Source organism: Desulfosarcina alkanivorans (assembly GCF_009688945.1).
Taxonomy (GTDB): domain Bacteria; phylum Desulfobacterota; class Desulfobacteria; order Desulfobacterales; family Desulfosarcinaceae; genus Desulfosarcina; species Desulfosarcina alkanivorans.
This window is the reverse complement of sequence record NZ_AP021874.1, coordinates 3,203,585-3,224,426: the sequence shown is the minus strand read 5'-3', so window position 1 is coordinate 3,224,426 and position 20,842 is coordinate 3,203,585. Positions and strand designations below refer to the sequence as shown.

Annotated in this window: 23 protein-coding genes; 11 read left to right on the top strand and 12 right to left on the bottom strand. The window is 60.6% G+C overall.

Going from position 1 to position 20,842, the window contains the following annotated elements; translation table 11 throughout:
• Positions 1–61 precede the first annotated feature (61 nt).
• The gene (locus DSCA_RS14225) at positions 62–2,308 is read right to left on the bottom strand and encodes a methyl-accepting chemotaxis protein (RefSeq protein WP_197904797.1); all 2,247 of its coding nucleotides are present in this window, start codon (positions 2,306–2,308) and stop codon (positions 62–64) included.
• A 468-nt stretch (positions 2,309–2,776) separates the two neighbouring features.
• Here DSCA_RS14225 and DSCA_RS14220 point away from each other — a divergent pair, with 468 nt between their 5' ends.
• Complete coding sequence (locus tag DSCA_RS14220) at positions 2,777–3,235, top strand: YaiI/YqxD family protein (protein ID WP_155317050.1); 459 nt, start codon at positions 2,777–2,779, stop codon at positions 3,233–3,235.
• A 177-nt stretch (positions 3,236–3,412) separates the two neighbouring features.
• The gene (locus tag DSCA_RS14215) at positions 3,413–3,790 is read left to right on the top strand and encodes a hypothetical protein (protein WP_155317049.1); all 378 of its coding nucleotides are present in this window, start codon (positions 3,413–3,415) and stop codon (positions 3,788–3,790) included.
• A gap of 164 nt (positions 3,791–3,954) precedes the next feature.
• Here the strand turns inward: DSCA_RS14215 and DSCA_RS14210 are convergent, their stop codons facing one another.
• From DSCA_RS14210 to DSCA_RS14195, 4 genes are all read right to left on the bottom strand, one after another.
• A complete protein-coding gene (locus DSCA_RS14210; protein ID WP_155317048.1) occupies positions 3,955–4,623 on the bottom strand; it encodes a hypothetical protein in 669 nt (222 codons plus the stop codon).
• The gene (locus tag DSCA_RS14205; RefSeq protein WP_155317047.1) at positions 4,580–5,236 is read right to left on the bottom strand and encodes a hypothetical protein; all 657 of its coding nucleotides are present in this window, start codon (positions 5,234–5,236) and stop codon (positions 4,580–4,582) included. The genes DSCA_RS14210 and DSCA_RS14205 overlap by 44 nt, the downstream gene beginning before the upstream one ends.
• A gap of 17 nt (positions 5,237–5,253) precedes the next feature.
• Entirely contained in the window at positions 5,254–5,796 is a 543-nt protein-coding gene (locus DSCA_RS14200; protein ID WP_155317046.1) for an AAA family ATPase, read from the bottom strand.
• Between the two features lie 113 nt (positions 5,797–5,909).
• On the bottom strand, positions 5,910–6,284 hold the full coding sequence (locus tag DSCA_RS14195) for an adenylate/guanylate cyclase domain-containing protein (RefSeq protein WP_269434662.1): 375 nt from the start codon (positions 6,282–6,284) through the stop codon (positions 5,910–5,912).
• Between the two features lie 143 nt (positions 6,285–6,427).
• On the opposite strand from DSCA_RS14195, the gene DSCA_RS14190 reads away from it, so the two are divergent.
• The 4 genes from DSCA_RS14190 to DSCA_RS32940 all read left to right on the top strand — a co-directional run bounded on the left by DSCA_RS14190 (position 6,428) and on the right by DSCA_RS32940 (position 9,631).
• The gene (locus DSCA_RS14190; protein ID WP_155317044.1) at positions 6,428–6,814 is read left to right on the top strand and encodes a cupin domain-containing protein; all 387 of its coding nucleotides are present in this window, start codon (positions 6,428–6,430) and stop codon (positions 6,812–6,814) included.
• 286 nt (positions 6,815–7,100) lie between these two features.
• Complete coding sequence (locus DSCA_RS14185; RefSeq protein ID WP_155317043.1) at positions 7,101–8,507, top strand: cytochrome ubiquinol oxidase subunit I; 1,407 nt, start codon at positions 7,101–7,103, stop codon at positions 8,505–8,507.
• Positions 8,500–9,525 (top strand): cytochrome d ubiquinol oxidase subunit II, encoded by a 1,026-nt coding sequence (gene cydB / locus DSCA_RS14180; protein WP_155317042.1) that lies wholly within the window; start codon positions 8,500–8,502, stop codon positions 9,523–9,525. The genes DSCA_RS14185 and cydB overlap by 8 nt, the downstream gene beginning before the upstream one ends.
• The gene (locus DSCA_RS32940; protein ID WP_269434661.1) at positions 9,503–9,631 is read left to right on the top strand and encodes a hypothetical protein; all 129 of its coding nucleotides are present in this window, start codon (positions 9,503–9,505) and stop codon (positions 9,629–9,631) included. Before cydB ends, DSCA_RS32940 begins: the two co-directional genes overlap by 23 nt.
• A gap of 199 nt (positions 9,632–9,830) precedes the next feature.
• Here the strand turns inward: DSCA_RS32940 and DSCA_RS14175 are convergent, their stop codons facing one another.
• Positions 9,831–10,700: a hypothetical protein gene (locus DSCA_RS14175; RefSeq protein ID WP_155317041.1), complete on the bottom strand. Its 870-nt coding sequence runs from the start codon at positions 10,698–10,700 to the stop codon at positions 9,831–9,833.
• A gap of 278 nt (positions 10,701–10,978) precedes the next feature.
• Between DSCA_RS14175 and DSCA_RS14170 the strand changes: the two genes are divergently transcribed.
• From DSCA_RS14170 to DSCA_RS14150, 5 genes are all read left to right on the top strand, one after another.
• On the top strand, positions 10,979–11,218 hold the full coding sequence (locus DSCA_RS14170; protein WP_155317040.1) for a MoaD/ThiS family protein: 240 nt from the start codon (positions 10,979–10,981) through the stop codon (positions 11,216–11,218).
• 33 nt (positions 11,219–11,251) lie between these two features.
• Entirely contained in the window at positions 11,252–11,806 is a 555-nt protein-coding gene (locus DSCA_RS14165) for a hypothetical protein (RefSeq protein WP_155317039.1), read from the top strand.
• Complete coding sequence (locus DSCA_RS14160; protein WP_155317038.1) at positions 11,799–12,512, top strand: SDR family NAD(P)-dependent oxidoreductase; 714 nt, start codon at positions 11,799–11,801, stop codon at positions 12,510–12,512. The genes DSCA_RS14165 and DSCA_RS14160 overlap by 8 nt, the downstream gene beginning before the upstream one ends.
• Before the next feature lie 26 nt (positions 12,513–12,538).
• A complete protein-coding gene (locus tag DSCA_RS14155) occupies positions 12,539–13,600 on the top strand; it encodes an ADP-ribosylglycohydrolase family protein (RefSeq protein WP_197904796.1) in 1,062 nt (353 codons plus the stop codon).
• 110 nt (positions 13,601–13,710) lie between these two features.
• On the top strand, positions 13,711–13,899 hold the full coding sequence (locus DSCA_RS14150) for a hypothetical protein (protein WP_155317037.1): 189 nt from the start codon (positions 13,711–13,713) through the stop codon (positions 13,897–13,899).
• Between the two features lie 80 nt (positions 13,900–13,979).
• Here the strand turns inward: DSCA_RS14150 and DSCA_RS14145 are convergent, their stop codons facing one another.
• The 6 genes from DSCA_RS14145 to DSCA_RS14120 form a co-directional block, all read right to left on the bottom strand.
• A complete protein-coding gene (locus DSCA_RS14145; protein WP_155317036.1) occupies positions 13,980–14,147 on the bottom strand; it encodes a hypothetical protein in 168 nt (55 codons plus the stop codon).
• Between the two features lie 129 nt (positions 14,148–14,276).
• The gene (locus tag DSCA_RS14140; protein WP_155317035.1) at positions 14,277–15,056 is read right to left on the bottom strand and encodes a dienelactone hydrolase family protein; all 780 of its coding nucleotides are present in this window, start codon (positions 15,054–15,056) and stop codon (positions 14,277–14,279) included.
• A 374-nt stretch (positions 15,057–15,430) separates the two neighbouring features.
• The gene (locus tag DSCA_RS14135; RefSeq protein ID WP_155317034.1) at positions 15,431–17,131 is read right to left on the bottom strand and encodes an FAD-dependent oxidoreductase; all 1,701 of its coding nucleotides are present in this window, start codon (positions 17,129–17,131) and stop codon (positions 15,431–15,433) included.
• Between the two features lie 328 nt (positions 17,132–17,459).
• Positions 17,460–19,928 carry a heavy metal translocating P-type ATPase gene (locus tag DSCA_RS14130; RefSeq protein WP_155317033.1) on the bottom strand — a complete coding sequence of 823 codons (2,469 nt, stop codon included), beginning with the start codon at positions 19,926–19,928 and terminating at the stop codon, positions 17,460–17,462.
• Positions 19,929–20,095: 167 nt separating this feature from the next.
• The gene (locus DSCA_RS14125; protein ID WP_155317032.1) at positions 20,096–20,614 is read right to left on the bottom strand and encodes a c-type cytochrome; all 519 of its coding nucleotides are present in this window, start codon (positions 20,612–20,614) and stop codon (positions 20,096–20,098) included.
• Positions 20,615–20,842 (bottom strand): hypothetical protein, encoded by a 228-nt coding sequence (locus DSCA_RS14120; protein WP_155317031.1) that lies wholly within the window; start codon positions 20,840–20,842, stop codon positions 20,615–20,617.

Here is a 20,842-nt window from a genome sequence, read left to right as displayed (position 1 = left end):
TCGAAATTGTCTCAACGGGGTGCCCGGGGCGCTTGCCGCGGCTATTTCCCAGCTGTTTGCTTTAATATCTTTCAAACTCACTATCCATGGCATCCGCCTTTGCCGCTGCCACCTCCCCCAGATCCAAGGCATATCCCTCAGGCCTGTCAGCCCCCAGAAAGTCCTTTTTTATCTCGATCAGGCCGCCGTCTCCGCCGGCCTTGCTTTTTGGAGCCGTTTTTTGCTGTGCCGCCTGTGCGGTGTCAGCAGCCCGGTTGATGCGCCGCTCATCGAGGTGCTCAATCCTGAAAAACGCCATGTTATCCTGGAGCTGTTCGGACTGGCTGGACAGCTCCTCGGATGTCGAGGCCATCTCCTCTGCCGCCGACGCGTTCTGCTGGATGACCTGATCGAGCTGCTGGATGGCCTTGTTGATCTGCTCGGCACCGGTGGTCTGCTCATTGCTGGCCGCGCTGATCTCCTGGACCAGTTCGGCGGTTTTCTGGATATCCGGCACCATCTTTGAGAGCATTTCTCCGGCACTCTCGGCCACTTCCACGCTGGAACCGGACAGGTTGCTGATCTCGGCGGCGGCGGTCTGGCTGCGTTCGGCCAGCTTGCGCACCTCGGAGGCCACCACGGCAAAGCCCTTGCCATGTTCGCCGGCCCGGGCGGCCTCGATGGCGGCATTGAGCGCCAGCAGATCCGTCTGGCGGGCAATCTCTTCGATGATGGCGATTTTCTCGGCAATGTTTTTCATGGCTGCCACCGTCTCGGAAACGGCCTTTCCACCGGTGTGGGCATCTTCTGCGGATTTTGCCGCTATTTTTTCAGTCTGCAGGGCATTGTCGGCGCTCTGCTTGATGTTGGCAGCCATCTGCTCCATGGAGGAAGCGGCCTCCTCGGCGGCGGCCGCCTGTTCGGTGGCGCCCTGGGACATCTGCTCCGATGATGCGCTCAGCTCCTGGCTGCCGGAGGCGACGTTTTCCGACGCCCGTTTCACACCCTCGACGATTCCGCGCAATTTCGAGACCATCTCTTTCAGTGCCCGGGCCATCATTCCCAGCTCATCTTTCCGGTCCACGTCAATGTCGGCAGTGAGATCGCCGGCGGCAATGGCTTTCGCAAACACCACGGCCCGGGACAGTTTGCCCACGATCCCCCGGGTAATGGCCATGCCCAGTACGATGCCCACCAGTAGGGAAAGCACGGTGACCCCGACGATGACGCTGATCGCTTTATTTTTGGCAACACGCCCTTCATCTTTGGCCGCCTGCATTTCCTTTCCGGACAGCTGCTCGACCTTGCCGAGCAGGAGCGCCGCTTCATCGCCAAATTCGTCCAACTGCTGCATGGCGGCTTCTGCCATGCGGGCCTGGGCGATGGCTTGTCGGTGGGCGGCCATGAGGGTGTCCGTCCTTTTTTGAAAATCCGTGTGATTGCCGTCCAGCTCCATGACCGCCTTACGGATCGCCGGATTGTCGGTCGCAACAAAGACCTGGCCGTCTGCCGTGCCCCCGTTCAGGATTGCAGATACTTTTTCATCAAAGCCGGCGACCCACTGCCGGTACCCTTTTTCTATCTCATCCAGTTGCTGCGGATCGCGTGTCTGGGCAAACTCTTCAATCTGGAGTCGGGTCTGGGCCATGGCGATCTTGAGTTCATTGGCCAGGTCCGCCAGGGGGACTTCCTCACGCAAAATGGCCCTGGCTTCGCCGCCGATGCCGGCATGTATCGCCCGTTGGGCGATTTCTGCGGCAATCATTTCTTCAACCGCCGATGCATCGGCATAAATTTCATCGTAGACCGCTTCCATTTTATCCATCGCCTTGTCTGCCACCGCCTTTTGCCCCAGCAGCTTTCGGCCCTCCTGCATCATTTTTTCGCCGGCCACCTGGAATTTCTCATTGTGGAGGGTGTCCGCCTGTGTGACCAGTGCGGCCAGATCCGGGTTGTCGGTTCTGACGACGGTCGTTCCTTCTTCGAGGCGGGCACCTTCGAGAATGGCACCGGCAAAACGGTCGAAATCGGATAACGCCTGCCGGTAGTCTTCCTGGATCCCTTCCAGACTGTCCGCATTGTCGGTGGCAAGGGCCGCCGTGGCCCCTTTGAATTCTTCCATGGCATTTCTGGCGACCATCAGTGAAAGCTTCATCTCGTTGGCCATGTCGACCAGCGGCGCCTCTTCGTCCCCGACCACCACCAGGGAATGGCTGACCGTCCGGATGCCGTCAAAGCCGACGTAGCCCGTGGCAGCCAGCAATGACAATAAGCATCCGAATCCTATGGCTAATTTCTTCCCGATGGTGATATCTTTCCATTTTTTCATTAAAAAATCCTTTCCACATCTAAAGACTTGTCCGGGTGACATCTTGGTTTTCAGCAAACGCTGCCTGATCGGCGCTGAAACTTTTTATGCTATCGGCATCGAGCGCATGCATCTTTACTGAAAAAATCAAGAAAGCGAGCCGCCCCGACGCCAGCCATCGGGTATTAGATCCCTCCGCCCGGCAGTCGGGGGCCGTGGGTGCGGGCGATGCCGGTTTTTTCCAAACGGTGCGTTAGATTATTGTCAGTTGAAAAGATCCGAAATTGATGAGAAACTTACCGCCTGGCAGGGGTTTGAACAATGCGCCGCAGAAGATGCCCTTCGCGATTGGCGTCCGGACAAAAAGGGATTGAATGGTCGAATTGACCGATGGGTCGGCAGGTTTCGGAGCAGATCCGACATCGTCATCGGCATCTGTCTCCTGCAGAATGAGGTCGCCGACAAGTTGGTTTCAAAAGGATGGTCGGGGTGTTGAAAATATATGTCGATGCCGATGCCTGCCCGGTCAAGCCGGAGGCCTGCAAGGTGGCCAGGCGGTACGGGCTGACCGTAACCTTTGTTTCCAACACACGCATGCGCATTCCCGATCCGGGGATATCGACGCTGGTGGTCGTCGACGGCGGCTTCGATGCGGCGGACGACTGGATTGCCGAGCAGGTGTCCGCAGATGACATCGTGGTGACGGCGGACATTCCGCTGGCCCACCGTTGCATCGGAAAGGGCGCAGGGGTGATCGGCCCGAGCGGCCGGCCCTTCGACGAGGAAAATATCGGCCAGGCCATGGCCGTGCGCGACCTCATGGCCGATCTGCGCGAGGCGGGCACGATCACCGGCGGCCCGCCGCCGTTTCAGAAAAAGGATCGCTCCCGATTTCTTCACGGTCTTGACCAGATGATTCAGACGATCATCCGGGAACGCGAAAAATGAGCGGATCGTCTTTCGGTTGAAGCCCGCCGACCTGGAACCGCTGTCCGGCGGGCGGCGGGTTGCGCTGCCCGGGTGATCCGCGCCGGCGGTTGACACCCTGTTCACGTAAATCCCAATGGCGCGCTGGAGAGGACCTGAAATGACGCGAGGCGTGAAACGCATTCCGGCCGTCGCGGGGTGCTGGCCGTCGGCCTGTCGGCTGCCGCCGTGTGGTTTCTGGCCCAGGCGATGCCTATGGGCACCGGCTATGTCGCCAGGTACCTGTGCTCTTCCACCTTCATCTCCGGGCGGGATCCGAAGGCTGTTTTTAACGAAGATGTAAAACCGGTCAACCCGCTGGCCGGAGTCGTGGCCTGGGATGTCGACGCGGACGATCAATCCGTCACGGCCACGGCGTTCAAGGTTTTCCGGTCCAAGGCCATCTACCGCGCCGGCTGCGGCTGCACCCTGGTGGCCGATGCCACGGGGGCGGCGCTTCCGGCGGCCGGTTGTGGCCCCACGCGCCGGGGGACGCCTATGCGGCGCAGGGCTTCCAGGAGCAGAAGGTCATCGTGATTCCTACGAGGGGGCTGGTGCTGGTCCGCTTCGGCGCCACCGCCGACCGGTCTGCGTGGGATACCGATGCCTTCATCCTCGATGTCATCCGGGCGCTTCCCGGATAACCCCTCCGTATGCATCACACACATGGCAACGGTGCGTGCACCGCCGGGGAAAGGCGGCTAACGGTGAAGGCCCTTGCCGCCGATGGCGGCGGCCATTTTCTTTGCCTGCCGGTGATAGGCGTGTGCGCTGTCCAGGTCGCCCTTCTTGAGCATGAGATCCGAAAAACGGCTTAAACTGACCACCAGTTCGGGAATTGCTTCCGCACGGGGCGACAGGTCGATGCTTTTCTGCATGTGGCCGGCCACCTGGTGCCAGTCCGGACGGCTTTGCGCTGCAGCCAGTATCGCCATGGCCCGGCAGCTGGCGATGTCACCCCATCGCTGTCCGGACTGGCCCAGCGCCATGGCCTTTTTATTGATGGTTTCCGCCCGGCGATATTTCCTGTGCAGGGCCAGGTTTTCGGCGAAAAGGGCGTAGAAGAACCGCATTGCCAGGACGGAATCCACGTTGGCCATCATGTCGATGGATTGCCCCATGACCGTGAGTCCCTCCGGCTGCCTGCCTGAATTGAACAGGGCCGCCCCTTTAAAGAACGTGCCCCAGATGATGGGCAGGGCATTGTCCAGCTTCCTGGACAGGCCGATACATTGCCTGCAGTTGTTGATGGACGCCGTCCAGTTGCCATACCAGAACAGGACGGTTCCCAGATAGCCGAAGGCCATGGCCTCGAAGGTCGGAACCTCACGTTTTCTGGCGATTCTTATGGCCTTTGCGAGGGTGCCCATACTTTCCTACCCAGTAGGACACCCGGGCAACACGGTGGCGGGAGTCGAACCTCCTGGCCAGATCGAGTGACCGGCCCAGCGCACGCATGATTTTATTGGAAGGGGCATACTGGGACACTTCGGCCCACCCCAGCGTCAGATCGATAAACTTTTTCCGGTTTTTCGGATCCAACGGGCTTGCATCGACAATCGACAGTTCGGTTTCGTAATCTCTTCTTGATTCCGGCAGGGAATGGACACGGGCTGCCTTGGCTGCGGCCATTTCCAGATAGAGCAGTGCTTTTTCCGTATGGGTGCTTTGGGAATGATGATGGGCCAGATTCTCGCACTGCTCTTCGAGACGACCGGCGTATAGTTCCTCCAGGGCCCGACCCTCAGAAGTATGACAGGCCTTTCGTTTTTTTAAAAGCAGGCTTTCATAAACCGCAACCTGGGTCAGCACGTGCTTGAACATATACGCCGCTTCCGGAGCCCGCCGGACCTGTTGAACCAGCTCCTGGGCGATGAGCACTTCAAGCGAAAGGGGCAGCCGGCGCACGTTGCCGGCCATGTGTTTCAGGATTGAATCCGATGCCTCATCAACCCAGTGCCAGTCCTCCAGAATCAGGACCATCGGCTTTCGCCTGGAATTCAGCAGGTTGATTTCAACCAGGGCCTGTCTGATCGAATTTTTAAGGTGTTGGCCGCGCAGGCCTCCGGGCAGCGGATATCGCTGGCTTGGAATGGAAAGCAGGTGCAGATACAGGGGCAGGTAGCCCTCGAGGGAGGCGTCGATCGCCAGGACATTCGAGCGGATTTTTTTTCCAGCTCCGCGGTGCTGTCTTCTTCTTTAAGCAACAGGCCGCGCTTGAGTGCGTTGAGAAATGGGAAATAGGGGATATTGCTTCCGTAAGACTGGCAGCGGCCCTGCAGCACGGTAATGCTTTTCCTGTCAAGGCGGTGGCGGAATTCGTATGCCAGACGGCTTTTCCCCGCACCGGCCTCACCGGTTACGGTGACGAACTGCCCCTTTCCGGCAACGGTTTTTTCGAGGCATGCGTGCAGCCTGGCGAGTTCCTCATGCCTGCCCGTGAACGCGGTGAAGCCGTGTCGCCGGGCCGCCTCGAACCGGGTGTTCACTTCCAGGATATCCACCACCCGGTGCGGTTTGACCGGCCGGGCGATTCCTCTCAAGAGGAACCGGCCGACCGGCCGGGTTTCAAAATAGGGCGCGATCAGGCGGTGGGTCCGGCTGCTGACCAGAATCTCATCCGGTCTGGCCCTGGCTGCAAGCCTTGAAGCCAGATTCAGCGTATCCCCGACAACCCCGTGGATCCCTTTTTCACGATCATTTCCCCGGTGACGATAAGGCCGGTGTGAATGCCGCTGTGCGTGCGCAATGGCCGTCCGATTCGGTTTTCATGCTCCGGGCTGATGGATCGCACCATATGATGAATTTTTCTGGCCGCCCTGACCGCCTTCACCGGGTCGTCTTCATGGACCGCCGGCAAACCGAAAATGGCCAGCACCGCGTCTCCGATGAATTTTTCGATAACCCCCCGGTAATGGGCAATCGTCTTGGCGATCTCCGAAAAGATACGACTGGAGACCTCTCGGGTCTCTTCGGGATCGAGTTGGTCAGCCATAGCGGTGTAGCCGGAGAGATCGGAAAAAAATAGCACAAATTACCACAACGTGGTATTAATTACAATCGGTGCCCCAACCCCGTCCGCAGCGGCGAAATCAAGCCTTGAATCTGTGAGGATGGATTCCGGTGCGGCACCGCATGGAAAAATGCATGGAGATACGGAAGGAGGGACTTCAAATGCATATGCACAAAAATGAAATTCCGATCAAAATAAGTGCTCCCGGAGCCGTGGCGCGACAAAAGACCGATTTTGGAGATGCGTCCGGTTTCGGTGTGATCGGCGGCGAACATTTTACCATGGACGCAGGGGTGGACATTGCCCCGTTGCTCCGGGGCCTCGAAAATGATCTTTGCGACGCCCCCCATTGGGGGTATCTGATTCAGGGTGCGCTCACGGTCACGTTCAGGAACGGGGACACGGAGAACGTCAATGCCGGCGACCTGTTTTACTGGCCCCCCGGCCACACGGTAAAAGCGGACCAGAACGCGGAATTTGTGTTGTTCAGCCCGCAGCGGGAACATACGCCGGTGATGGATCACATCAACCGCAAACTGGAGGGGTAAGACGGATCCGGACGCCATGGGCGAACCGGGTCAATCGATAAAGAGGTGGCGATACCCTTGCCAGCCGGCTGCCGGCCGGAAGACTCTGGAGAAGGGGTCGTGTCGCCGGTGGCCGGCGGGGTCATCACCGGCATCGTTTGCGGATGTTCAGGACAGCCGGCTGAACGCCTGACCGGGGATGGCCTGCATCGCTTCGGCTTGACTTTACGGGGAATCCCTTTATTATGGTTTTTACCCGCTGTTTCTTTGCCATCAACAACCCACTTTTCTTTATCGAGGTAATCTAATGCTTTCCCACCTTGATCCCGTATTTCTGGCACGTGTCCAGTTTGCCTTTACCGTGGCCTACCACATCACCTTTCCGGCGTTTACCATCGGCCTGGCCAGCTGGCTGGCCGTGGTGGAATGGCGCTGGTTGAAAACAGGCGACCCGCTTTACGAGCAGATTTACCGCATGTGGGTCAAGATCTTTGCCGTCACCTTCGGCATGGGGGTGGTTTCCGGTGTGGTGCTTTCCTACCAGTTCGGCACCAACTGGTCCGTGTTCGCCGACAAGGTGGGCAACGTGCTGGGGCCGCTGCTGGGCTACGAAGTGCTCACCGCCTTTTTCCTGGAGGCCTCCTTTCTCGGAATCATGCTTTTCGGCTGGAACCGGGTGAGCCGCCGGATGCACTTTGCCGCCACGGTGATCGTGGCGGTGGGTACCCTGATCTCGGCCTTCTGGATCCTGTCCGCCAACAGCTGGATGCAGACCCCGGCGGGGTTTCGTGAGGGGGCTGACGGCCTGCTTTACCCCACCGACTGGATCGCGGTGATCTTCAACCCGTCATTTCCCTACCGCATGATCCACATGGTGACCGGGGCCTACCTGACCACGGCCTTCGTGGTCGGCGGTATCGGCGGCTATTACCTGTGGCGGGGCCTGCACGTGAAGCATGCCCGGATCATGCTGGGCATGGCCATGATCATGGCCATCTTCGTGGCGCCCATGCAACTGCTGTTCGGTGACATGCACGGATTGAACACCTTCAAGCACCAGCCGGTCAAGGTGGCCGCCATGGAGGGCATCTGGGATACGGAGAAGGGCGCCGGCCTGCGACTGTTTGCCTGGCCGGATCAGATCGAGGAACGCAATACCCTGGAAATATCCATCCCCAAGCTCTCCAGCTTTATTCTCACCCACGATTTCAACGGCGAGGTGAAGGGCCTCAAATCCTGGGCCCGGGCGGATCGCCCCCCGGTGGCCATGGTTTTCTGGACCTTCCGCATCATGGTGGGGCTGGGCATGCTGATGATCGCCACCGGCCTGGTGGCCCTGGTGCTTTACATTCGCAAAGCATTGTTCACCACGCGCTGGTTTCACCTGTGGTGCGTGGCCATGACGCCGGCCGGCTTCGTGGCCGTGGTGGCCGGCTGGTTCGTCACCGAAGTGGGCCGGCAGCCGTATATCGTGTTCAACGTATTGCGCACCTCGGAGACCATTTCGCCGGTGGCTGCGGGGCCCATCGCCATGTCCCTGGCCGCGTTTGTCGTCACCTATGGCCTGGTGTTTACCGCCGGGGCCTATTACATCCTCAAACTGATCGGCAAGGGGCCGGATTCCACCGGTGAAGATGCCTACGGCAGCCACGGGGTGAAACAGCCGCCCCTGGTCACGGATCTCGCTGCCGGGACAGGAGGGAAAGATGTTTAGTTTCGAGAGTTTTCTGGATCTGCCGCTGGTCTGGTATGCGCTGATCGGTACGGCCATTTTCCTTTACATCCTGCTGGACGGCTTCGATCTCGGCGTGGGCATCCTGTTTCCGTTTGCCCCGTCGGACCAGTGCCGGGACCGTATGATGAACTCCATCGCCCCATTCTGGGACGGCAACGAGACCTGGCTGGTGCTGGGCGGCGGCGGCCTGTTCGCCGCCTTTCCCCTGGCCTACGCCATTCTCATGCCGGCGTTTTACATTCCCATCATCTTCATGCTGCTGGGACTGATTTTCCGCGGGGTGGCCTTTGAGTTCCGGTTCAAGGCCACCGGCAAATCCCGGCGGATCTGGGACTACTCGTTTCACTTCGGATCCCTGACGGCCACCTTCATGCAGGGCGCGGTGCTGGGCACCTTCGTTCACGGCATTTCCGTGGAGGGACGTAATTTCTCCGGCAGTGCCTTCGACTGGCTGAATGCCTTCAGCCTCATGGTCGGTGTTGCCCTGGTGACCGGATACGCCCTGTTGGGCGCCACCTGGACGATCATGAAAACCGAGGGCGCCACCCAGGACTGGGCCCGGCAGTCTGCCCGCTACGTCTTGTTATTCGTGGCCATGTTCATGGGACTGGTCAGCCTGGCCATGCCGATGATGAACAGTGACATCAAGGCCCTGTGGTTCAGCCTGCCCAACTTCTACTTCCTGCAGCCCATGCCGATCCTCTCGGCGGTCTTTTTCATCATGCTCTGGCGGGACCTGCGCACCGAGCGGGAATACCGGCCCTTTTTACTCACCCTGGGCATTTTCCTGATGAACTACATCGGCATCGGGGTCAGCACCTGGCCATGGCTGGTGCCCTTCAAACTGACCCTCTGGGATGTGGCCGCCGCACCCGAATCCCAATCCCTGCTGCTGCTGGGCACGGTGTTTCTGCTGCCCTGCGTCCTGGCCTACACGGGGTATTGCTTCTGGGTGTTCCGGGGCAAGGCCTCCCATGAGCACGATGCGGCTTACTGAGAAGCAGCGCCAGTGGCTGTGGTTTGCCGGGCTGTTCGTCGGCGGGATGACCGCCATGCTGGTGCTGGCCGGGGCCGTTCGGTTGATGCTGGGCATGAAGATGTAACCGGCCGGACGACCGCCGCTTCGGCCCGTTGCACAGGCGATGGACTTCGACAGGATTCAAGGAATCGGAGCGGGCGATTCAAATGGCCCGGAGGGCGGACAGGGAATCGGCCGCCGACAACCTGGGCATTCGGCCGGACGGGTCTGCAAGGCGTTGACCACGGAAACGACCGAAATCGAAATGGCTGACGGCAATACGTCTATTTTTTCCAGAACCGTGCCTCTATCGCTTTAACTGCATCACGGCGCTCCGGACTGAGGAACCGCCTGTAGATCTTTTCATGGGGGTCAACCGGTCCGCCGAGAATTTTTTCCTCGATCAGGGCGAGTGCCTCTATGGATTTGTCGCAGACCGGATAGCCTTTTTCGTCCAGGTGGACCGCCGGATGGAAGTCGGCACGAGAGATGTTGTTGATGTCAACCAGACAGGGGTTGCCCGCAACGGTGAGGATGAGATTGCCCGCACCGGCCAGGTCGGGGATATGCCCGGCTTCATCGACCATCCGTTTAATGCTTTCGATAAACCGGCGGCTATTTTGCCTGACCGTTCGGATCCATTCGTCCCGCGTCAGGGGCAGCGTCCGCTCCCTGTGGCCCAGCGTGTCGTAGAGCGCCGGCAGCAGTTCCCGTGCGTCAAGAAGGGTCCACGGGTCCAGGATTTCCCCTTCTACATATTCCTGGAATCCGCACAGCACCAGGTCCCACCCGTAAGGCCCCCGGTAATCCACGATGCACTCTGTGGAGGTGGCAATGAAATCGGGCGCCAGGTAGCGTTCGACGGTTTTGACCCGACCGATTTCGGCCATGGCGTTGTCGAGCGTTTTCAGTCGGGACCGGAAGATGCGAAACATTCTGCGCGGCGTCGCTTTGGGAAACATCCTGATCCCGTCGATCAGGGTCCCCGAACGTTCGATCTCCACATCCGCCGGATCCAGGATCTCCATGATGTGGGAACGCAGGCCCTGCCTGAAATGACGCCGGAAGACGCAGGGCGGGGATGACCGGACAAAGTTCAGTGCCGTGGCATCTGCGTGGCTGATGGATGGCCGGTTTCTGATGTCTTCAGGCATGTCACCCGTTTCCTTGGCCCTGAAGGCCTGCCCAATCGAATTTCACCCCGCTGCCTCTCCGTTCCCGCCAAATAGTCTTTTAGTCATTCAGTGGTAGGGAAAACCCACCGGCTTCCTTTTTAGCATACAAGAAAACGATATTAAATCATAATGTTGTGATTCATCTCCGGCGATGCCCGGCAGACCTTCCCCACGGACGTCCGCCTTGAAGACCCCTGGGCGATGAATAAGTTAACTGGTCAACGAGGACCAAACAACCATCCAACCGGAGGTGAATCATGAAAATCAGTGTCAAATGCTTCTCATCGTTGCACAATGGCGATACCTGCAGGCATGACCGTGGCCGCACCGTATCCCTCACCGGCGGGACTACCACCGCTAAAACCCTTGCCGACCACGTTCGGATCCCCGAGCGGGACATCGCTCTGGTATTCGTCAACGGTCGACGAACGGGGATCGGCAAACGGCTGGCCGACGGGGACAGGGTTGCCTTCGTGCCGGCCGTAGGCGGCATGTAGACAATGGATCGCTCCGTGAAAGGGGATGTGCCGATGAAACCGATCGACGCTGAACAGAACCGCAAAATGGCCCGGGTTGTCGAACAGCGGGTCGGAAACGGGCCGTCGGATCTGGTTGCCGGCTGGCAATCAATGCTGGCGGACCTGCTGGACCGGATGGCGGCCTATCTGAGACCCGGGGCCACCGTGACCTTTCAACAGTTGGTGCCGGATGAAATAGCATTTTTTCAGCGGTTATCCCGTGCCGTAACGGTGCCTCGATCGGCGGCCGCCTTTTACCTCCCGCCCAGTGTTCGGCATCAGATGCTGGGCGGGCCCTCCGGCGGCGAGGACGGAACCCCTCCCCCCGATGCCGGCGTGCTGGTCGCCAGCCATGTGGCCGACCATGGCATCATCGTCAACGCGTTGTTCGCCTATCCGCCATTCACCCCCGCGGTGGATGTTTACGGTCAGGGGCAATTCGTGGCGGGCTATCAATACGACACCATCGAAGCCTGCCTCGCCGAGTTGGGAGATATCCTGCGGCGTCATCTGGCCGGGGCACCCGAGCATCCATCAACCCACAAGGAGAAGACGACTCATGAATGAATCGACCTTCGTTGTCGTGGGCGGCAGTTCCGGCATCGGCCTGGACATCACCCGTCGACTGTCCCGGAAAAATCATTCGGTGGCCGTCGTTTCCCGGTCGGCAGACTCCCTGTCGGGATTGCCCGGGGTGACGCACCTGCCGCTGGACATCACCCGGGATGCCATCGCCAGGGACGCGATCCCGGCAGCCGTTCAGGGGCTGGCCTATTGTCCCGGTTCGATTCGCCTGCGCCCGTTCCACCGCCTTAAAGAAGAAGACTTTCTGGCCGACTGGCGCATCAACTTTTTCGGCGCCGTGAACGCCATCCAGTCCTGTCTGCCGGCCTTGAAAAAGGCCAGCGGGTCGGGTTCGGTTGTCCTGTTCAGCACCGTGGCCGTGGGAACGGGGATGCCTTTTCATGCTTCGATTGCCAGTGCCAAAGGGGCTCTGGAAGGGTTGACCCGCTCACTGGCAGCCGAGTTTGCACCCAGGATCCGGGTAAACGCCGTCGCGCCGTCGCTGACGGACACGCCGCTGGCTGGAACCCTGCTGTCCGATGAGGGCAGACGATCGGCCGCCGCGGAACGACATCCGCTGAAACGATTCGGAAAGGCCCGCGATGCAGCGGCTGCCGCGACGTTCCTTCTCGAGGAATCCGCCGCCTGGATTACCGGCCAGGTGATTGCCGTGGACGGGGGCATGGGATCGGTGCGAACGTTCAAATGAACCCGCCACGTAAAGGAAGTGTCGCCATGAAATCTCCAGCGGACAGCCCGGTCCTCATGTCAGCCGCAGCGGAACCCGGCGCCGGCCCTTCACCGGACAACCCGTCACGACGCAAGGGTGCGCTCCTGGGCATGTTTATCGGCGATGCGCTGGCGATGCCGGTTCACTGGTACTACGACCGTGGGGCCCTTGCGCGGGACTACGGCCGGGTGGCCGGATACCTGGCGCCCAAAAACCCCCATCCGGACAGCATCCTGTGGCGCTCCTCCTACACCCCGGTAAATGAAAGGGCCGACATCCTCCACGACCAGGCCCGGTTCTGGGGGCGTCCGGGGGTGCATTATCACCAGTTTCTGCGGGCCGGTGAAAATACGCTGAACCTGAAGCTATGCAACCTGCTGATCAAGACCATGCAGGCCAGGGGTGGATATGATGCCGACGCCTATCTGTCGGAATACATCGCTTTCATGACCACCCCCGGCAGCCACCGGGACACGTACGTGGAAGAATATCACCGCCGTTTTTTTGCCAACTATGCGTCGGGCAAGCCCCCGACGGCCTGCGGGGTCAACGAAAAGCACATCAGCGGGGTGATCGGCATGATTCCGCTTATCGTCTACTACGCTCAGGATCCCGACCTGGCCAGGCGGCTGGCCATGGCGCATCTCGGCCTCACCCATCTGGGTTCCCGGATGGCCGCGGCCGGTGAATTCCTCGCGGATGTGCTGCTTCCGGTTCTTTCCGGTGAATCGCTTTTTGACGTGATCGCGCGAAAAGTCCGGCGGCAGGACAATCCGCTGTTGGGCCATCCCCTGATGCGATGGCTTGCGGACCCCGATGAAACCGTTGTCGGGCGGCGATTGAGCACGGCCTGCTATGTGGAAGACGCATTGCCGGCGACCGCCTACCTGGCCCTGAAATACCACGACAAGGTGGAGCGGGGACTGGTTGCCAACACCCGTCTGGGCGGGGACAACGCCGGCCGGGGTGCGGTCCTGGGCGCGCTGCTGGGAGCGGCCAACGGGCATGGCTCATTCCCGGAGTCCTGGATCAGGGGCCTGCGTCATCCACCACCGGACCTGATCTAAAAATGAACGTGCGGACCCTTCAGGCGATATCGGTGCGTATGGCCGAACCAGGTAAAACGCCCAGCTGTGGGCGTGATATTTTTTCAATGATAAATGGAAAGGGCAAACCAATGAACACGGAAACGAATGAGACGTTATACGTCAAAGTCAAGGATATGGCGGGAAACGATTTTGTGTGTCCCCTGGAAGAACTCAAAGACCCGGGCAGTATCAGCGATACGGAACTGGAAAACTGCGTCGAGGATGCCGTGGTTGGCCGTTATGCCGGTCAGTTGAAAATCGTGGCCCCTGAAACGTGATGCTGCTTAACCCCCTTGCCCGAGTTGTGAAAAAAAGCGCCGTCGGCCCATTATGCCAACGGCGCTTTTTGGGTTTAGCTTTACAGCGGCTCAGGGTTGCACAGGTTCTTGTCGCTGGCCGCGCTTCGTCCGCAGTTCTTGCAGAAGTGCGTGGCCGGTTGGATCAGTTTTTTGAATGCGTCGGTATCGGAGTCGATAAATCCCTCTTCCTGGAGGGCACAGAGGGTTTTTTCAGTTGTTTCATTCATGTCGGATTCCTTTCCATATGGTTTCTCAATGTTCGGTTGAGGCTGCTGGTTTTATCCTACGACCCGTTCCTGTTCGCTGCGGGCGGGCCGGCAGGACTGCGTGTCGGGCATTCAGTCCGACACGGGCGCTTAAAATAATTCCTCGAAAAAGAATGTCATGTGTTGCCAGGAGCGACGGTCCGCGGACGGGCTGTAGGCCAGGGCGGCCATGTCCCGCTTGTCCGCATCGGGGTTGGTGAAGCTGTGGCGGGTGCCGCCGTAGGCGATCATCTGCCAGTCGATGGATGAGGCGTTCATGGCTGCGGCATAGGTGCTCATGGCCTCGGGTTGGTTCATCGGATCGGCGGCACCGTGGCAGATCAGGATTTTGGCCCGGGTGCGTGCGGCCTGCTCGGCGGTCGGCGGCATCAGGGAGCCGTGAAAACTGACGACGCCCTTGATGTCCGCACCGCCATAGGCCAGCACCTGGACGGTGGCGCCGCCGAAGCAGTAGCCGATGGCCGCCAGCCGTCCGGCGTCGACCATGGGCTGCTTTTTGAGGACCTCCAGTCCGGCCATGGCCCGTTTCAGCCATCCGTCCATATTTCCGTTGACCGCCTTCATCCAGGCGGCGGCCTGGTCCGGGTGCTCGGTGGACTTGCCCTTGCCGTACATGTCCAGGGCGAAGGCCACAACCCCCATGTGGGCCAATTTCTCGGCGCGGCTTCGGGCATAGTCGTTCAATCCCCACCATTCATGGACCACCAGGACGCCGGGGGCTTTACCGGAAACGGCATCATCGTAGGCCAGGTAGCCTTCCAGGGAGACCCCGCCGTGGGTGTATGAAATGGCCTGGGTCACCACTTTGCCGTGGGCGGTGCCGGCCAGCAAAAGAATAGCCAGTAATAGGGTCAGGCGTCGAATGTTCATGAATCCTCCTTCTTCTAAAGGTCGGCAATCGGGCGGGCTGACTCGGGTTGTCGCCGACCTGGGATGGGTTGGTACAGAGATGATGCACATGGATTTACATGCTGTAGCGCGTGATGATCACGCCAATCCCGTGCTGTCGGTGTTTAGATCGATGGTTTTTAAGATAGGAAGGATTTCAGGATTCTCAAGGTGGTCGGCGGCCCCCTGCCGATGAACCCCGAAAAAGGCTGCCCGTTGAAGCGCCGATGCGGTCAAACGAATGATTCCGGAGACAGCCAGGCTGTCGTCCGGAATCGATTGCCCGTCTATAATCGCAGTCGCGAGCGCATTCCCCGCCGTTTGCGGCGGGGGGCGCTGGTGAATGATTCGAAGGATTAAAGGTCCAGGCCGCACTTGTTCAAGGTCACCATGCCGCCCTGAACGCTGACCGGATCGGTGACGCCCATCTCCCTCAGGTTGAGTTGGGCTTCATAGGAGCGCACGCCGGTGTTGCAGATCAGGATCAGGTCCTTGTCCGTCGGGATTTCAGCCATGCGTTGCCGCAGTTCATCCTGGGGAATGTTGACCCAGCGGTCGGGATATTTTTTAGCAAAGGATTCGCCATCCTGACGGGCGCGGCAGTCGAGGATCAACAGGTTGCCGTTTCCGTTGACCCATTTTTCGGCAAAGCCATCGGCGTCGATGGGCTGATAGTGGCCGTCCAGCATGTTCTCGGCGGTATTGGCCAGGGCGTTGAGCACGTCCATGGCCGACGAAAACGGGGGCGAGTAGGCCAGCTCCACATTGCTGAGCCGGTCGATGGTGGGCCGGTCTTCCAGCATGGCGGCCACCATGTTGATGCGTCCCACGACGGCGTCACCCTCTTCCCCGAATCCCTGGATACCCAATATGCGCCGTGATTTCTTTTCAACGACCAGTTCCAGGTGGATCATGGCCTTGTCCGGGTAAAAGTGGGCGCGGTCCAACTGGGCCACCTGGACACTGACCGCATCGAAGCCTGCGCGGCGGGCCCTTTCCAGGCTCAATCCGGTTCCGGCCAGGGCGGCCTCGAAGGTCTTGACCACAAAGGAGCCGACAGCACCCCTGAATTCGGCGCTTCCCCCGGCGAGGTTCGTGCCGATCACCCGGCCCTGCCGGTTGGCCATGGACCCTAAAGGAAAGTAACCCGGCTGGCCGGTCACCAGATTGCGGATTTCCGCACAGTCCCCGCCGGAATAAATGACCGGATCGGAGGTGCGCATGTGCTCGTCCACGGCAATGGCACCGGTCGGCCCGAGCCGCAGCCCGGCCTCGCGGGCCAGTTCCACATTGGGGGTGGCCCCGATGGCGATGATCACCAGGTCCGCCTCCAGTCGCCGTTTGCTCGTCACCACGGCTTCAACGCTGTCCGTGCCTTCAATGGCCTTCACCTCTTCGTCGAGGAAAAAGCGGACCCCGTGTTTTTCCATCTGCCGCTGGGCCATACGGGCGAACTGGGGACCCACGAAGCCGGGCATGATCTGGTCGAAATATTCGACCACCGTGGTATCCACCTCCCACATGTCGGCCAGGGCTTCGGCCATCTCCAGCCCGATAAACCCGCCGCCGATGATGACGGCCCGCTCCACCTGCCCCCTGGTGACCAGTTCCTTGATCGCCTGGGCATCGTTCAGGTTGGCGGACGTATGCACCATGGGAAGATCGGCGCCGGGGATCATCAGACACCGTGGGCGGCTGCCGGTTCCCAGGACCAGCTGGTCGTAATCCAGGACGTCCGTGGTACCGTCCAGCCGGCGGATGTGGAGCTTTTTGTTCTCCCGGTCGATTCGTTCCGCACGGGTCTGGGTGAGCACCTCGATGTCCTTGCAATTGCGGAAAAAGGCTTCGTCCCGCAGCATGTGAAAACTGGTTTTACGCAGATCGTTGACATCGCTCACATCCCCGGAGACGTAAAACGGAATGCCGCATCCACCGTAGGATACGAAGCGGTCCTGATCGATGATGGTGACCTGGGAGCGGGGCTCCAGTCGCTTGAATCGGCAGGCCGCCTTGGATCCGAGGGCGACGCCGCCGACGATGATGATCTTCTGAGCCATTTTCTACCTCTCGTTTAACCTGTGGATAATCATTTTTTTTCCGATGTTCATGGTTGTCATCCGATGGCTGCCGCCGAGGCCGAACCCAGGCCGGCGCCCTGCCTGCCGCGCTTCAACGTATCGGGATAACGCGCATAAGAGATTATAAATGGTCTCTTTTTCCAGGTTTGTCAAGGCCCCGTGTTGTGGAATGGAGACACGATGGGGTCCGTCGGGACGGCTGCGGATTCATGCGTTTAAGGCTGCCCTCGGGGAAAAGGGTCTCTCTCGGGGCCATCGGGAAAAAGAGGGGAGGCCGGGGGCGGCGGGTTGCGGATCGACGACAGGGTCAATCCCGCCGGACCAGCAGCAGGGTGTTGCCGATGACGGTCAGGCTGGAGAGCAGCATGGCCGTGGCGGCAACCAGGGGGGTCAGCAGGCCGCTCATGGCCACGGGGATGCTGACCAGGTTGTAGATCCAGGCACACCACAGGTTCTGCCCCACCTTGCGGTTGACCCGGCGGGCCAGGGGGAAAAAGTCCAATAGTTGGGCGGGATCCCCGCGCATGAGCGTGATGTGGGCGGCCTCTTTGGCCAGGCCTGCGCCGGAATGAACGGCCACGGCCAGGGTGGCACGAACCATGGCGGCCGCATCGTTGACACCGTCACCCACCATGGCCACCTGCCGTCCCCGGTCATTCAACCGGTCGATATAGTCCGCCTTGTCGGCCGGCAATAAACCGCCCCGGGTCCGGCTCAGGCCCAGTGTCCCGGCTACGGCCCCGGTGGCGGCGTCATCATCCCCGGAGATCAGGTGGAGGTGCATGGCCGCCTGCTTCAACCGGTCCACCATCGCCGGCACCGACGGCCGGATGGCATCCCCGAAGATCAGGACTGCCGCCGGGCGGTTGTCCGCGCTGAGAAAAACACGCGAGGTCAGGGTTCCGTCGGAACCGTCCCCGTTCCCATCCGAAAGCGTCGCCGGGCCCCGGGCGAATCCCCGTTTGCCGATGCGCAGGTCGATTCCGTCCAGCCGGCCTTGGATCCCGTCCGGATGGGCGGTGATATCGCTGACATCAGCGGCTGCAATTCCCTGAATGCGGGCATAGGACAAGATGGACCGGGCGATTTCATGGTCCGATCCCCGCTCCAGACCGGCAGCCCAGGCAGCGACGGTCTCCGGATCGTGTCCCGGCTGGCAGTCGATGCCGCACAGCTGCCAGCGGCCGTGGGTCAGGGTGCCGGTTTTGTCGAAAACCAGCGTGTCGACGACGTCGGCCCGTTCGAAGGCCTCGATCTCCCTGACCAGGATGCCCCGGCGCCCTGCCAGGGAGATGCCGGCCAGACGTGCCATGGGAATGGCCACGCCCAGGGCGCAGGGGCAGGAGATGACCATCACGGTCACGGCCCGCACCATGGCCTGGTTGATCGTGGCACCGTTTAGAAAGCAGAACAGACCGGTACCTCCGGCCAGTGTCAGGATGACGGGGACAAACCATCGGAGCATGCGATCCGTGCGTCCCTCGTAGGCGCTTTTCTGTTCCAGGCTGCGGGCCATGATGGCGATCATCCGGCCTAAAATGGTGTCCGCGCCGACGATTTCGGCCCGGGCGACGAACCGGCCGTCAATCACGCGGGCACCGCTTTTGACGGGATCGCCGGCCTTGACGGGTACCGGCCTGGGTTCGCCGGTCAGGGAGGATTCGTCGAGTGACGCGGTTCCGGATTCCACGTGTCCGTCCGCCGGCACGATCTCATCCGCCTCCACGGCAAAGCGGTCGCCCGGTGCCAGTTGACCGATGGCCACATACCGCCCGGCGGGCCACCCGTCGGTGATCAGGCGCACCTTGGACGGCTGCAGGGCGAAGAACCGGTCCAGGTCCCGGCGGACGCGGCCCTTGGCCTGCTGCTCCAGGACCTTGCCCAGCAGGACCAGGGTGATCAGCATGGAGGCGGTGTCGAAGTAGAGGTGAATGCTGCCGGTCAGCCAGTTAAAGATGCTGTAGCCGAAGGCACATCCGGCGGCCATGCCCACCAGGGTTTCCATGCCCGGTGCCCGATGAACCAGTCCGAACCAGGCTTTGCGCAGCATGGGGCCGCCGCCGTAAACGAATACGACGGCCGCCATGGCCACGATGGGCAGGGATATTTTGGATACGGCGTCACCGGAGAGGGTGGTGAAGAAGCCCGCATACAGGGCCCAGGAGAGCATCATGACGTTGGCGGACAGCAATGCCGTGATCGCCAGCCGGATCAGTTCCCTGCGCTGGGCATGCCGGGCGGCATCGCCGGTCTCGGGGTCCCGGGTATCGTAGCCCAGGCGGGCGACGGCCTTGCGGATCTGGTCGGGCGCCACCCGGTCCGGACGGTAATGGCAGTGCATGCGGTCCGTTGAAAAATGGCAGGTGGCCGCCCGGACCCCCTCCAGACGGGACAATGCCGTTTCGATCACCCAGGCACAGGCGGTGCACCACATGCCGTCGACGACCAGGTCCAGGGGCAGGGTCCCGGACCGGTCCGGCGCAGCGTCCACACCCTCAACCGGTTTGCCGGCGGGATGGCTGGCCTGTTTTTCCCGTTCGTGAAGGCGGCGCAGATCCGCTTCGCTGGCGGGGATCACTCCGGCGGCCACACACTGCCGGTAGAGGTCGGTCTCCTTGAACCGGGCGGGGTCGTCCACCTCGGTCGATTCCAGCAGCATGGCGTAGACCATCCGGCAGCCGTGGCAGCAGAACTGGAGCGGCACATCGTCGATCCGATGAGAAACCGCGCCATAGCGCAGGGGAAGGCCACAAAGATCGCAATTGGCAGGCGTCATGGAATTTTAACCGGGCGTGAGGACAATGGTGCCAAAGAAGAAATTCGGCAATGAAAATGTCAAAGGCCAAAATCCGAATGTCAAATGGTGGAATGCTATCGATCTAAATAAAATCGACCCCATCCTTCAATTGTCATTTGGATTTTGTCATTTGATATTTGCCAGCGTCACTGACGCTGGCCGAGGCTCTTGACGTAGGCGATGGCATGCCAGCGGTCCTCAACGGCCACGGTGGTGGCCAGGGCCGGCTGGCGGCCGTCCGGGATGCCGTAGCTGATCTCCTTGAACAGCACGCCCGCTGGCATGGACTGGACCCGCTTGCTGCGAAGGTCGCCGGGCGGCGGGGCAAAACTCTGGCCCACGGTGCCGTAACCGTCGAAGTTTTTACCGTGGCAGTGAATGCAGTAAAACCGGTATGTGGTTTCGCCGGACGTGACGGCCGCCGCGTCGGTGAGTGAAAAGGGGGGCTGGATCGCTTCCGGAGCGGCGGCGCGAAAGAGCGCCTCGCCACCGTTGACGGGCACACTGCCCGCCGCCATGACCGGAATGGGGTTTTCATGGGGCTTGACCGCCGGGGTTTTCCACATGCGTCCCACGGGCAACAGTTCATCGTAAGCGGTGATGACGCCCCAGGCCACCAGGGCAACCGCTGAAACAATCAGGCCGACTGACAGGATGCGAATCATTTATTCTCCTCCGGCCCCTCTGACGTGTTGTGGATTGGGCAGCAGCTGGTACACGGCATAGGGGGACTGGGCCGGCACATCCTTCACCGGGCGGTAGGCCCAGGTGGGCTGGCCCATATCCGAAACCACGGTAAAGGCCAGAAAGCCCTTAAAAAGGATAATGCCCAGCATGACACCGAGCCAGATCCAGGTTCTGAGCAGAGATTCGCGATGGATTTCGTCGTTCAT